The sequence below is a fragment of the Flavobacterium psychraerolatum genome (assembly GCF_025960985.1).
Classification (GTDB): Bacteria; Bacteroidota; Bacteroidia; order Flavobacteriales; family Flavobacteriaceae; genus Flavobacterium.
The window spans coordinates 36705-51088 of the sequence record NZ_JAOQMX010000012.1 but is presented as its reverse complement, the minus strand read 5'-3'; the positions used below and the strand labels follow the sequence as shown (position 1 = coordinate 51088).

Sequence of the window (14384 nt, the reverse complement as noted above, 5' to 3'; positions counted from 1 at the left end):
GAAGGAAGAATGTTCTGTAGGTTTTGATTATATTTACCGTTACCATTAGACTAACCACACTATTAGATCATATGTTTTATAAAATTATAAAATTTCTATTTCTACTCTTTTTTGCGACCAACGTAATGGCGCAAAATGATAAATTAACCTATTCTAAGAAAATTTCTATTTCAAATGGACTAGCTCACAACGGAGTAACCTCAATAATAGAAGATTCAAAAGGGTATATTTGGTTTGGAACTTATGATGGATTGAACCGTTACGATGGGTATGATTTTTCTGTTTTTAAAAATTCTGTAGACAAAGAGGTTTTAATAAATAATAGAATTAGAACACTGGCAGAAGATAAAAAAGGAAATCTTTGGGTAGGAACTGATGAAGGTATTTCTATTTATAATTATACTAAAGAAAAGTTTACAACCCTATTTTCTAATAGTTTATTAAAAAAAGGAATAACAGGACCTATTATTAGAAAAGTACTTTTTAATGATGCCAAAAAAATTGTCCTTTGTATTACGGAACGCAAAGGTATTTTAATTTTTAATGAAGACTATAGTTTCAATCATCAATACTTTCCGAAATTTAAAGAATTGAATGCTAATGTTTCCTTCTTTGATGGTATTGCATTAGATACAGATAATTATATTTTCTCGACATCGGTGGGACTAATATCTTTTAACCTTTCGACAAAAACGTATAAAAAAGTAGTACCGGCTTCGATTACTTTCAGTAAGTCGATTCTAAAATTGACACCTAATAAAATTTTAGTAACACTAAACAAAGGGATTGCAATTCTGAATTATAAAACGAGCAAAAAATCTTCCATATTTACTATTTCGCATTTCGATTTAAAAAATTATGAGTTTGTAACATCTGCGCTTGATCGTTTCAATAACCTATGGTTAGGAACGGCCAAAGAAGGTTTTATTCGTGTTAATAATGCTAGTTTAGTCATTAATAAAAGTAAATATACAATTGCCGATTTTAATATATCACCTAGTCTGCTTAGAATGAGTTGCTTTGTTCCTTTGAAAAATAGTTGTTGGGTTGGGAGTTTTAACAAAGGAATCTATAAGTTTGAATTAAATGAAAATCCTTTTAAGCACTACAATAAAAGTAAAAATCAAGCTCATGGCCTAACCTCAAATGAGGTTTTTAGTATAAGTCCCATTGATGACAATAGGGTTTATGTATCCACAATTCAAGGGGGACTGAGTTTATTTAATACAAAAACAAATCAATTTGAATCTCTGCCATTTAAAATCACAACTTCTGATTTAAATTTGATTGGTGCATCTTATGTAGATTCAAGAAAAAATTTATGGTTTAAAATTGATGGAAAAGGGTTATTTCGTGTGCGACATAATGCTACTACATACGAACTAGTCTATCATTCAAAGGATCATATTTTCAATAATGATGCAATTAAATTAATTGTAGAGGATGCTAATGGTAATATTCTAGTTGGTGGGACAGATGATCTTTATAAGTTTAATTTAGATAATAGTCAGAATGTAATCAGTGTCGAAAAAATCAATGATAACCCTTTTTTTAAAGAAAATAAAATATCTTTAGTCAGGTATATTTATCCAGATCCAATCTATAAAAATCTTCTTTGGATAGGGACTAATGCTGATGGCTTATTCCGTATTGACTTTTCGAAAAACAAATTATTGACGAAAGCTAAAATTGACCGTTATACAAATGATAAAAGTGATAAAAAATCCATTTCAAGCAGTTTTATAACTTCTATTTTAAGACTGCCAAATAAAGAACTATGGTTAGGAACAGAACGTGGGGGAATATGTAAAGTTATAAATAGTACTACTGAACCTAGCTTTGTCTCTTTTTCTGAGAAACAAGGACTTTCAAATAATGTGGTAAAAAGTATTATTTATGATGGTAATAATTCATTATGGATTACAACGAATATTGGTTTAAATAAGTTTAATATTAACGAACACAGGTTTCTGAAATTTACTGTATCTGATGGTTTACCTTTTGAAGATTTTAATTATGGTGTTGCCAAGTTAAGAAATGGTTTAATTGTTATGGGAGGCTTTGATGGTTTTTGCTATTTTGACCCCAAAGATTTACCAAGTACAGAAAAATTACCTCGACTCGAATTTGGAGAATTAAAGGTTTTTAATAGCAGTATTAAAGCCGGTGATACACTCAATGATAGGATAGTAATGAATAAGCGTTTAAGTGATTTGAATGAATTAGAATTGGATTATAATGAAAATGTATTTTCAATAGGGGTAACCTCATTGCATTTTTCTACACAAAGTAATCATTTTATAAAATATCAATTATCACCAATTAATAAAGAATGGATCGAAATTCCATCCGATCAGCGCAACATTTATTTCAACGGATTACCTCCAGGAGATTATGTTTTGAAAGTCAAAGCCTCAAATACTCTCAATCGTTGGACTAAAACTAAAGAAATAAAAATAACCATTAATCCTCCATTCTGGAAAACATCTTGGGCTTATATTTTCTATTATTTGCTGATTATTGTTGGTGGATATTTTTTCTTACATTTTATTTTGAGAATGCAACGTTTGAATCATAATATTCAAATTGAAGAATTGGAAAAAAATAATATAAAAGAAATTAATGCAGCTAAATTGAGGTTTTTTAGTAATATTTCGCATGAAATAAAAACGCCTCTAACATTAATATCTGGCCCCATTGACACCTTGTATGAGACACTAAAAGGTAATGATGAAGTAGGTAATATGCTTAAAATTGTTCAGAAACAATCTCGAAAAATCGCAAAATTAATTGATCAAGTTCATGACTTTCAAAAAGCAGATGCTAACCTATTGAAGATGAATTACTCTTATTTTAGCTTTGATGATTTCATTACTGAATTGATTTCTGAATATCAATTTTTAGCGAAAATGGATTACAAAATATTAGAAGCTTCAGGAGCAGGAGACAATATTTATGTCTATGCGGATAAAGATAAATTGGAGAAAATTTTCAATAATTTGTTGACAAATGCATTTAAATATACCAAGCAAAATGATACTATAAGAATTGAATATCATGCTGATGAAAATGATTTGATAATATTGGTAAAAGATAAAGGAAAAGGAATCGATCAAGAAGATTTACCTTATGTTTTTGATCGATTTTATCAATCCAAGAAAAAAGAAAATATCTATCATGGTGGTTCAGGTATTGGGTTGGCATTTTCAAAACAATTGGTCGAAATGCATTACGGATACATTGGTGCAGAGAGTGAAGTAGGCGAGGGTACTACGATACATGTGAGGTTACCTATTATTCATACCGAATACACAGAGGACCAGGAAGAAATTGAAAATGAGGTGTTGTCTGCAGAGAAATTGGTAAAACATAGTTTCTCTTTTAGTAATATTGATAATAAATCATTGAAATTTGATCCCAATTTCTCTGAATCTAAAATATTTATAGCTGAAGATAATTCAGATCTAAGAAATTATATATCCACTACTTTGTCTAATTTTATGGATATTGAAGTTTTTGTCAATGGGAAAGAATGTTTGGATGCATTAGATAACAATTGGCCAGATTTGATATTAAGTGATGTATTGATGCCAGAACTGAACGGGTTTGATTTGTGTAAACGTATCAAATCGGATATTAAGACAAGTCATATTCCTGTAGTTTTATTAACAGCCTGCACGACTATCGATGAGCAAGTTAAGGGGTTGATTGACGGAGCTGATGCTTATATTCAGAAACCATTTAATATGCAATATTTGATTTCGACCATCGAATCTATTTTACGTAATAGAAAACAATTGCGGGAACGTTTTCAAATTGAGCTGCCTTTAACTTTAACTACTAAAGACAATAGCAATGATAATGTATTTCTGGAAAAGCTATATAGTTTGATGGCTGAAAATTTAGATAACCAAGAACTTGATTTAGATCATTTCGCTAAGGATTTGTATTTAAATCGAACACATTTTTATCAAAAGGTAAAAACCCTGACTAATTACACACCTTTCGAACTTTTGAAAATTTACCGATTAAAAAAAGCTGCCGAATTTTTGGTCGAAGGAAAATTATCAGTCAATGAAGTCTATATGATGACTGGATTTAAGAGTAGAACGCACTTCAGTAAATTGTTTAAAGAAAAATACGAAGTCACACCAGGGAAATACGCTTCTGAAATGGTTAATAAGTATTCTGATAAAACAAATTAAATTAGTAGTGGGTAATATTATAGGTATAAAAGATAAAAACTGTTTATTAATCTATTGAAGAAAGTAGTTTCTTTGATAATCGAACTCCAATTAAATGAAAAATATTTTCTTAACTTTTATAGTTTTGCTTACATCCTTTTGTACAACTGCACAAGACAAAGTGATTAAACTATATTCAAACAAAATCCCAAATAGCATAGTTACTCCTGATTATAAAGAGTTTCCAGAAAAAAAACCAGACGGTTCTATTTGGATAAGAACAGTTACAGATCCTGAAATGCATGTGTTTTATCCTGAAAAAAATAAGGCTAACGGTACAGCTGTTTTGATTTGTCCTGGTGGGGGTTATAAGTTTTTGTCAATGATGAATGAAGGATATTCTATCGCAAAAAAGTTAAATGAAAGTGGAATTACTGCTTTTATACTAAAATACCGTTTACCATCAGATGAAATCATGATTGATAAAACAATAGGCCCCTTACAAGATGCACAGCAGGCAATAAAATTAATTCGTGAAAATGCTACAACACATCATATAGATGCTAACAAAGTGGGGATTATGGGCTTCTCTGCAGGAGGACATCTGGCTTCTACAGCAGGAACACATTTTAATCAAGTAGTAATAGATAATCCTAAAAACATTAATTTGCGCCCAGATTTTATGGTCTTGGTTTATCCGGTAATTTCATTTGGAGAGTTTCAGCACAAAGGAACCCGAACGAATTTAATTGGTGAAAATCCCTCAAAAGAGTTAACAGAATTGTATTCAAATGAATTGCAAATAACAAAAGAAACACCAATCACTTTTCTTGTACACGCAGCAGATGACAAAGCGGTACCTTATCAAAATAGTATGTTTTTTTATTCGAAATTAATTGAGGAAGGGGTAAAGGGGGAGCTGCATATCTACCAAGCCGGAGGTCATGGTTTCGGATTAGTAAATAAAACAACAAAATCTTCTTGGTTTGACACAATGGTCTCCTGGTTGGAGTCTAATAAAATGATTCCATAGGAAAATGTAAATTTAAAATTTTAGGGTTTAAAAAGAAATCATTGTCATGTTTTGATTACATTAGTATACTATTGTCCAATTATAGGGATGGATTGAACTGTAATTAAACTTGGTACAGTTGAAAAACTACTAAATAATAGGGGCGAATTTATATTGTAATTTAATTCTAATAGCAATAAATTAAGATCTAAGATATCAGAATGTGTTTAATTTTCATTCGCACTAGAAAAAAACATAGCATTTTTGAAATGGATTGGCTAAGATTTTAACGTCTTAGAACTACTAATTTTTATAAAAATAGGCTCTATTGTTTCAAAATTTACTCAGAGAGACTATTCAAAAACGGGTAGAGACATTAAAAACTGAAATTTTTTTAAAATTTGTTAATTGATTATTGACAACTATACTTACTATACAATGAAAAAATTATTATTAATTGCAATCGGTTCATTTCTTACTTTTGGACAAGTTTCTACAGCACAAAAAAAGAGCACAAAAAAGCCTAATATTTTATTTGCTATTGCAGATGATGCAGGTTGGAAACATTTTAGCGCTTACGGATGTAAATGGGTGAAAACTCCAGCATTTGATCAAGTAGCCAAAAATGGAGTTTTATTCAATAATGCCTATACCCCTAATGGTAAATGTGCACCTTCTCGTGCTTGTATTATCACGGGACGTAACAGCTGGCAGTTGGAAGCAGCAGCAAACCATTCTCCAGATTTCCCTACTAAATTTAAAACATATGCCGAAGTTTTAGGTGAAAATGGTTTTTTTGTAGGATTTACAGGAAAAGGTTGGGGCCCAGGAAATCCTGGAGAAATTAATGGGAAAGAACGTGAATTGGTTGGGCCTGAATTTAACGAATTCAAATTAAATCCACCTACTACAGGTATTTCAAATATTGATTATACTAAAAACTTTGATGCTTTCTTGGAAGCTAGACCAAAAGGGGAACCATTCTGTTTTTGGTATGGAGGTAAAGAACCACACCGTGGATATGAATTTCGCTCTGGTGCAAAAGTAGGAGGGAAAACTATTGACGAAATAAACGAAGTGCCAACTTTTTGGCCTGATAATGAAGATGTGCGTAATGACATGTTGGATTATGCTTTTGAAGTGGAATATTTTGATAAACACCTTCAAAACATGTTGAATAAATTGGCTGAAATTGGGGAATTAGAAAATACGATTGTAATTGTGACTTCTGATAACGGAATGCCTTTTCCACGTGTAAAAGGACAAGTTTATGAATATTCAAATCACATGCCGCTAGCGATTATGTGGCCAAACGGAATTAAAAATCCAGGTCGTGTAGTTGATGATCTAGTAAGTTTTATTGATTTCGCTCCAACTTATTTAGAGTTAGCTGGGATCTCAGAAAAAAAGTCTGGTATGGAAAAACTATCGGGAAGAAGTTTAACAGATATTTTGTATTCGAAAAAATCAGGTATTGTTTGTAAAGATCGTGATTACCAATTGGTAGGGAAAGAGCGTCATGATGTAGGAAGACCAAATGATGAAGGGTATCCTGTGCGTGGAATTATCAAAGACGGATTTTTATACTTACACAATTTTAAAATTGATAGATGGCCAGTTGGGAATCCTGAATTAGGATATTTAAACTGTGATTCGAGTCCAACAAAAACAGCAGTTTTAGATTCTAGAAGAAAAGAAGGAATCATGAAATATTGGGAATTGAACTTCGGTAAGCGTGGAGAAAATGAATTATATAACATAAAGAAAGATCCTTATTGCGTTACTAATTTAGCTTCGGATACACATTATTCTAAGTTAATGGCGACTATGAATAAAGAATTAACTAAAAAATTAATCAAAGAAAATGATCCAAGAATTCTTGGTAATGGAGATGTTTTTGATCATTATCCTTATTTTGGAGAAGGTGTGCAAAATTTATATAACAATTACATGAGTGGTAAGCCGTATAAAAAAGCCAGAATTAATAAGGCAGATATTGACTTAGATATGATGGATAAAAAATAAGAAAATGAAGAGTTCATACAAATTGGTTGTAATCCTTATTTTTATTTTCAGTTTTGGAAGTGCTATTGCGCAAACAAATAAAGAGAATATAAATGTAGTATTGCTAGCGGGACAATCAAATATGGCTGGTGCTGGAGATTTTACTGCCTTGGATGCATCGGTAAAAGAACGTTTGGCCAAAGTTGTAGATAGGGTTCAAATAAGTAATTCTGGAAAGGAACCAATACCATTGTCTTTTTATTTGTCTAAAGGGCATAAAAAGAAATATGGTTTTGAAGAGGCTTTTGGACCAGAATTATTGATTGGAATTGTTTTAGCAGAAAAATTTCCAAAAGAGAAGTTTTTACTAATCAAAACTGCTCAAGGAGGAACTGCTTTGTACGGAGCTTGGAATCCTGATTGGACTGCCGAAAAAACAACTCAAGTTGAAGCGGAAGGATTTAAAAGAAATTTGAAGTTGTACTCTAATTTTATTGATGATGTTAATAAAAATATAAAGAGAATCGAAAGTCAAGGCAATACCTATAAAATTATTGGGATGGGGTGGATGCAAGGCGAGAATGATGCGGCTAAAGAAGTTTCAGCTATGAGTTACGAGGCTAATTTGGTTAATTTGATTAACCGTGTTCGTTCAGACTTAAAAGTAATGGATATGCCTTTTGTTTTAGGACAAATTAATTCACATTACGGAGACTTTCCTGCAGGGCCTGCAACGGTACGTGCTGCAGAAGTGAATAGTACGAATCTTCTGAAAAAGGTTATTGTCATCAAAACAACAGCTGATAAACCTTTTAATGATTTTCCTAAACATTCTGATAATGTGCATTATAATGCAGAAGGACAATATCGATTAGGAACTGCTTTTGGTGAAGCATTACTAAAATTACAATAATATCAAATAGTTTAAATTAAGACATAATATAATGAAAAAATCAATCTTAGCTTTAGTGTTTTTGATGACACTACAAACCAGTTTTGGACAAAAGAAACCTAATGTAGTCCTCTTTTTTGTAGATGATTTAGGATGGGCAGATTTGGGATATCGCAATGAAAAATTCCACACACCAAATATTGATCAATTGCGTAAAGATGGAATGGAGTTTAGCCGTGCTTATATTGCTACGCCAACTTGTAGTCCTAGTAGAGCTTCAATTTTAACAGGTAGAGAGCCTGTTCGTTTCCAAATGGTGAGACATATTGATGATGGTAACGGAATTGATTTTGATGATAAAGGTAATTCAATAAATAAATTTAGTTTATGGCCAAATGATCCTGTACAGATGCCATCGATAAATATGTTACCATTAGATGAAATTACCTATGCTGAACGATTGAAAGAGTTAGGATACTATAACTTTTTCTTAGGGAAATGGCATTTAGGTGACGAACGTTATTATCCATCTAAACAAGGATTTGATGAGGATTATGGAGTTTGTAATTATGGACATCCCAAAGGGTATTACCCACCATTTTTCAAAGATGTGAACCCTTTGGCTAGTTTTGATAAAAGTGATATATATTTAGAAACTGTTTTGGCAGACAAAGCAGTAGATTTTATTTCGAACTATAAACAAGAGAAACCATTTATGTTATCTTACTTTCACTATGACGTACACGGTCCACAAATTGGTAGAAAAGACTGGGTAGAACAGTACAAAAAAGAAGGTTTAAAAGGAAAAGATGCAGAATATGCTGCGATGATTTCTGCAGTTGATGAATCGGTAGGAAGAGTTAGAAAGGCATTAGTTGAAAAAGGTATTGCAGACAATACAGTAATTATTTTTACATCAGATCAAGGAGGTTTTTTTAGTAATGCTCCTTTGAGCGGTGGAAAAACTGGTGGAAATACTTTAGGTGAAGGTGGAGCAAGAGTACCATTTTTAATGTATTATCCAGGTGTAACAAAAGCAAATACGAGTACTGCTATTCCAATTCAAACAATAGATGTATTTCCTACTTTAGTTGATATTGCAGGAGGAAAAGCGTGTAAAGACAAACAAGTTAATGGTAAAAGTTTATTGCCAATTGTTAAAGGAGAAAAATTTAAAGAAGATAGAAGTTTATATTTTTTCCGTAGTTATGAGGATCAATACGCTGCCGTTATTGCAGGAGATTGGAAATTAATTAAATACCATAGTGGGTTGTTTCATTTATTTAATATCAAAAAAGATCAAGCAGAACAACATGACTTGATTGATCTTGAATTAAAACAAGCAGCTAGATTGAAAAAAGATATAGCAAAATGGGAGAAAAAAGCGGTTCCTGCTTACAATAAAAAATAAATCAAAAAATGATGAATTTTAAAAAAAAAGTTACTCTTGCTGTAGTGTCATTATTGACAGTTTCGGCAATAGCTCAAAAAGAAATTAAAAGACCAAACATTATTTGGCTAATGGCCGAGGACATGAGTATAGATTTGGAATGTTACGGAATGGAAGCTGTAAAAACTCCAAACTTAAATAAAATGGCAGCCGAAGGGGTGCGTTATGATAATTGTTTTGTAACCAATCCTATTTGTTCTCCAAGTCGATCCTCGATGATGATAGGTACACACCAACTCAAAATCAATGCGCAACACCACCGTAGTAATAGGGAAGTGCCTTTGGATTCAAGATTTAAGCCCTTCACTGCTTTATTGCGTGAGGCTGGATATACGACAGTTTTAGGGAATCATGCAGTAATGGGATTAGGTCGTAAAACAGACATGAATTTTAAATCGGAACCAATAGGACCTTGGGACGGAAAAACACAGTTTGGCTTATTTGATAAATATGACAACTTTGAGAATGATGGAAAACCTTTTTTTGCTCAAATCCAGTTGCTTGCTAGTCATAGAGGTGATTGGTGGAATGATGTACGTGCTAAATCAAAACATCCAGTAGATCCGGCCAAAGTAAAACTACCGTCCTATTTAGCAGATGATCCAACAATACGTTTGGATTGGGCTAAATATTTGGATCAAATCGAATTTCTTGATAATGAAGTTGGAATGATATTCAAAGAACTGGAAGAGAAAGGATTGGCAGAGAATACCATTGTTATTTTTATTGGTGATAATGGAAGATGTAATATTAAAGGAAAAGGGTATCTTGAAGATCCAGGTTTGCGTATTCCTTTTATTATTCACTATCCTCAAAATTATACAGGCGAGCATGTGAACAAAGAGATTGTTTCATCTGTAGATATTACGGCAACAATTTTAGATTTAGCAGGTGTAAAAGTACCCTCATTTATGACGGGTAAATCTATTTTGAAAAAAGGATTTAAAAATGATTATGTTTATGCTGCCCGTGATTTATGGGACGAAATTCTAGAGAAATCAAGAGCGATAACTTCTGATAAATGGAAGTACATACGTAATGATAAACCAGAGATTCCTTATGATGCACATCAAGCATACCTGGAGTTTTATAGACCTGCAGTTCATATCATGCGTAAGTTAAACGAAGAAGGAAAATTGAATGAAGTTCAAAAACAATTCTTTGCTCCTACAAAACCTGTTGAGGAATTATATGATTTAGAAAAGGATCCTGAAGAAATTCATAATCTTGCAACTGATGCTAAATATACTAAGATTCTTAAAAAGTTACGTAAAAAAACACTTTGGTATGATAAAAAAATGAAGCCAGTAAGTAATGTTTACGAACCAGTAGAAGCAGATGCTGTTGAAGTCTTAGAATGGGTTAAAAAAGATAAACCAGAGTTATACCAACAAATGCAAAATGGGGTAGAAATAGGTTTAAAAACGATAACAAAAGAATATAGAGCTGCCAATAAACAAACAAAAAAAACCAATAAGTCAGATGAGTAAGTTTATTAAAAATATGATTAAACATTCGGTTTTGATTGCTTTCCTATTTATAAGTAGTATTGCTTTTGCCCAAAAATCTCCAATTGTAAAATTAAATTTCAATCACGATTGGAAATTTTCAAAGATCAATACAACTACAAATTCCGATGAAGCTTTAAGCAAAGTAGATTTTAATGATACTCAATGGGCGAACGTGAGTTTACCACATACAGCAAATATTGAACCTTTGGTAGTAAACAACCAATGGCAAGGCATTTGTTGGTATCGAAAACAATTTGAAGTTCCTGCACAATACAATGATAAAAAAGTAATTATTGAGTTGGAAGGGGCTATGAATCATGCTGAAGTTTGGATTAATGGAAAATTGGCAGCAGATCATTTAGGTGGATATATGCCAGTGGTTATTGATGCAACTTCATTTGTAAAAGTGGGTCAAAATAATACAATTGCAGTTAAACTGGACAATACAGATAATGTTGTTTCAGGACCCAAACCATTAAAAATATTAGACTTTAATATGTATGGTGGTTTGTACCGTGATACTTGGATCACTTATAAAGAAAAAGTATACATCTCACATCCTTTATTAGCTAATAAAATTGCTGGAGGTGGTATATTTATTACTTTTCCAAAAGTGTCAGATGCTATAAGTGATGTAGCTATAAAAACTGATTTGGTAAATGAAACTAGTACTTCACAAAATATCGAATGTATTCAAACTATTATTTATAAAGGAAAAAAAGTTGCAGAAAATAAAATAATTAATTCGGTAGCTTCAAATAAATCAGTTGAAACGAATGCTTTAATTCGTATTAATAACCCGAAATTATGGTCGCCATCAGAGCCTAATCTATATCAATTAGAAACAAAAGTTATGGTAAATGGTCAATTGAAAGATATAGAAACTACTACTTTCGGAATTCGTTCTATAGAATTTAAGGATAACTTGCTTTATGTAAATGGTGTGAAAACTTTTTTAAGAGGTGTCAATCGTCATCAAGAATATCCTTTTATAGGTTATGCTTTGTCAGACAATGCACAATATCGTGATGCAAAAAAAATTAAAGATGCTGGTTTCAATTCCATCCGTTTGTCACATTACCCACAGTCACCTGCCTTCTTAGCGGCTTGTGATGAGTTAGGGATTTTTGTTGTTGATGCTATTCTAGGATGGCAATATTATGCGGATACAGATGCTTTTAGAAATTTCTGTTATACTTCAGCTACAGATTTAATTCGTAGAGATCGTAATCATCCATCGGTTGTATCTTGGGAAGTTTCATTAAACGAAACTAAAATGCCAATTTTTTTCATGAAAGAATTGGACAGAAGAGTACATGAAGAATATCCTGGAAGCCAAGCGTTTTCATGTGGTTGGATGCCAGAAGTTTATGATATTTACTTTCAATCAAGACAACATAGAATAATTCATGGAAACGAAAACCATGCTGATAAGCCTTACTTTGTGTCTGAATATGGTGATTGGGAATATTATTCTTCTAATGGTGGATTGAATCAAGATAAGATGCCAAAAGGATTGCGTCTTGAGAAATCTAGCCGTCACTTAAGAGCAGAAGGAGAGAAAGCATTATTACAACAAGCTTATAACCTTCAAGAATCTCATAATGACAATTTAGAAAAAGGAGTGATGGGTGATGGATATTGGGTAATGTATGATTATAACCGTGGATACCATGACGAAATTGAGGCTTCAGGAATTATGGATATCTTCAGATTGCCAAAATTTGGATATGATTTTTATGCCAGTCAAAAAAATACAAACCAAGGAATTGAGTTAAAAATAGCTAGCTATTGGAATTCTGATTCCGATTTGAATGTAAAAGTATTTAGCAATTGCGATCAAGTGGAATTATTCTTAAACGGTAAAAGTATCGGTTTGCAAAAACCCGATGTAGATAAAAATACCACCAAAATTACTCATGCTCCTTTTACTTTCAAGATACCCTCTTTTGAAGCAGGAGAATTGAAAGCCGTTGGTTATATTAATAACAAACAAGTAGCAAAAACTTCAGTAGAAACTCCACAAACTGCTCAAAAATTAAAAATTTGGGTAGACGAAAGCGGAAAGAAACCACAGTCTAATGTCAATGATGTTGTTTTTGTATACATCGCAGCAGTAGATAATAATGGAACTGTTATCCCAACTTTCGATAAAAATGTTATTTTTTCCATTAATGGTGATGCAGAAGTAATGAATGTGGGAGATATAAAAGCCGAAGCAGGAATAGCCACAGCTCTAGTGAGAATTGGTTCTAAAAATGGGAAAATTACTTTTAAAGCAGTTAGCGAAAACTTAAAAGGAAAGCAGTGTATCAAAACTAAAAAATAAGATTTAAATTTATTTTTTCCAACAAAAAAAGCAGCAGCAAATATTTATTTGCTGCTGCTTTTTTTGTTAGACATTAAGAAACTAGAAATAAGTACTTAAATAACTTCTTTATTTAGTAATCGAATATGTTTCATTCGTTTCCAAGCTTTTATATTTTGATATTTATAAAATAATAAGCAACCTAAGTCTAATGTAAAATAAAATAAGCTAATACCACTAGGAGGATTTGCGCTCTTTAAAAATGGAAAAAAGTCATAAGCAGTAGGTGGCCATGACCAACAGCCATAATTAGTTCCTATAATTTCTAGAAAAGCTACTATAATATACATACTATAAAAGAAGAGACGTTCTCTAGGGTGCTTTCTCAATAGTACTAGTACTAAAATGGACATTATGAAGCCGAAAATATCTTGTGTCAATAGTAGAAAAAGAGTGGAATAGATCAGGATGAAAATTGTAAAATACTTTTCGAGTGACTTTCTATACTTTCTTACAATGGGCTCTTTACAGAAATAGACAGCAGTAATATATACAATTGCATGTCCAGGAGGTACATATAGAGGTACGTTTTTCAACCTATAAGTGTACATGTTAAGACCTATAGAAAACAAATGCTCGCCCACAATACCAATGATTACTGCATATAACATTAGTTTTCGTATTCGTAAGGTTGCCTTGAAAAATATGATGGCAAATGCAACTAGCATAACTGCAGTAGCTATATGCTGTGTAGAGATGATTTTGTTAGCCATGTAATTACTGTCAAAAAACAACGTAACGATCAATAATAGAAAAAGGGCCCCCATATTTTTAGAGAAAGCTAAAATGAGTAGTTGAGTATTTTTTGAATTCATATAGCGAAAGTACGTAGTATTTTTTATTATTGAACTAAAATATGTAAAGCATAGATTTATAAACCTCTTGCTTTAACGGGTAATTTTGTGTCTTATATAGGTAAAATTAAGGCTATAATTTGTGATGATATATATTATTTTTGTTAGT

The 14384-nt window shown here is 31.9% G+C and carries 8 protein-coding genes; 7 read left to right on the top strand and 1 reads right to left on the bottom strand.

Features of this window, described 5'->3' with window-relative positions; translation table 11 throughout:
- The first annotated feature begins 71 nt into the window (after positions 1-71).
- The 7 genes from M2326_RS06540 to M2326_RS06510 all read left to right on the top strand — a co-directional run bounded on the left by M2326_RS06540 (position 72) and on the right by M2326_RS06510 (position 13382).
- The gene (locus tag M2326_RS06540; RefSeq protein WP_264618755.1) at positions 72-4205 is read left to right on the top strand and encodes a hybrid sensor histidine kinase/response regulator transcription factor; all 4134 of its coding nucleotides are present in this window, start codon (positions 72-74) and stop codon (positions 4203-4205) included.
- Positions 4206-4299: 94 nt separating this feature from the next.
- The gene (locus M2326_RS06535; RefSeq protein WP_264618754.1) at positions 4300-5217 is read left to right on the top strand and encodes an alpha/beta hydrolase; all 918 of its coding nucleotides are present in this window, start codon (positions 4300-4302) and stop codon (positions 5215-5217) included.
- Positions 5218-5634: 417 nt separating this feature from the next.
- Positions 5635-7221, top strand: coding sequence for a sulfatase family protein (locus M2326_RS06530; RefSeq protein ID WP_264618753.1), 1587 nt, complete (start codon positions 5635-5637; stop codon positions 7219-7221).
- Between the two features lie 4 nt (positions 7222-7225).
- Complete coding sequence (locus tag M2326_RS06525) at positions 7226-8113, top strand: sialate O-acetylesterase (RefSeq protein ID WP_264618752.1); 888 nt, start codon at positions 7226-7228, stop codon at positions 8111-8113.
- A gap of 31 nt (positions 8114-8144) precedes the next feature.
- Positions 8145-9503: a sulfatase gene (locus tag M2326_RS06520; protein ID WP_264618751.1), complete on the top strand. Its 1359-nt coding sequence runs from the start codon at positions 8145-8147 to the stop codon at positions 9501-9503.
- Between the two features lie 8 nt (positions 9504-9511).
- The gene (locus M2326_RS06515) at positions 9512-11032 is read left to right on the top strand and encodes a sulfatase family protein (protein WP_264618750.1); all 1521 of its coding nucleotides are present in this window, start codon (positions 9512-9514) and stop codon (positions 11030-11032) included.
- Complete coding sequence (locus tag M2326_RS06510; RefSeq protein WP_264618749.1) at positions 11025-13382, top strand: glycoside hydrolase family 2 protein; 2358 nt, start codon at positions 11025-11027, stop codon at positions 13380-13382. Before M2326_RS06515 ends, M2326_RS06510 begins: the two co-directional genes overlap by 8 nt.
- Before the next feature lie 95 nt (positions 13383-13477).
- Here the strand turns inward: M2326_RS06510 and M2326_RS06505 are convergent, their stop codons facing one another.
- A complete protein-coding gene (locus M2326_RS06505; RefSeq protein ID WP_264618748.1) occupies positions 13478-14188 on the bottom strand; it encodes a hypothetical protein in 711 nt (236 codons plus the stop codon).
- Positions 14189-14384: the final 196 nt, after the last annotated feature.

Bases quoted from the DNA above. Each gene is read 5' to 3' on its own strand.
- M2326_RS06530 (WP_264618753.1), top strand. From the start codon at position 5,635: ATGAAAAAATTATTATTAATTGCAATCGGTTCATTTCTTACTTTTGGA.
- M2326_RS06535 (WP_264618754.1), top strand. From the start codon at position 4,300: ATGAAAAATATTTTCTTAACTTTTATAGTTTTGCTTACATCCTTTTGT.
- M2326_RS06515 (WP_264618750.1), top strand. From the start codon at position 9,512: ATGATGAATTTTAAAAAAAAAGTTACTCTTGCTGTAGTGTCATTATTG.
- M2326_RS06525 (WP_264618752.1), top strand. From the start codon at position 7,226: ATGAAGAGTTCATACAAATTGGTTGTAATCCTTATTTTTATTTTCAGT.
- M2326_RS06510 (WP_264618749.1), top strand. From the start codon at position 11,025: ATGAGTAAGTTTATTAAAAATATGATTAAACATTCGGTTTTGATTGCT.
- M2326_RS06505 (WP_264618748.1), bottom strand. From the start codon at position 14,188: ATGGGGGCCCTTTTTCTATTATTGATCGTTACGTTGTTTTTTGACAGT.
- M2326_RS06520 (WP_264618751.1), top strand. From the start codon at position 8,145: ATGAAAAAATCAATCTTAGCTTTAGTGTTTTTGATGACACTACAAACC.
- M2326_RS06540 (WP_264618755.1), top strand. From the start codon at position 72: ATGTTTTATAAAATTATAAAATTTCTATTTCTACTCTTTTTTGCGACC.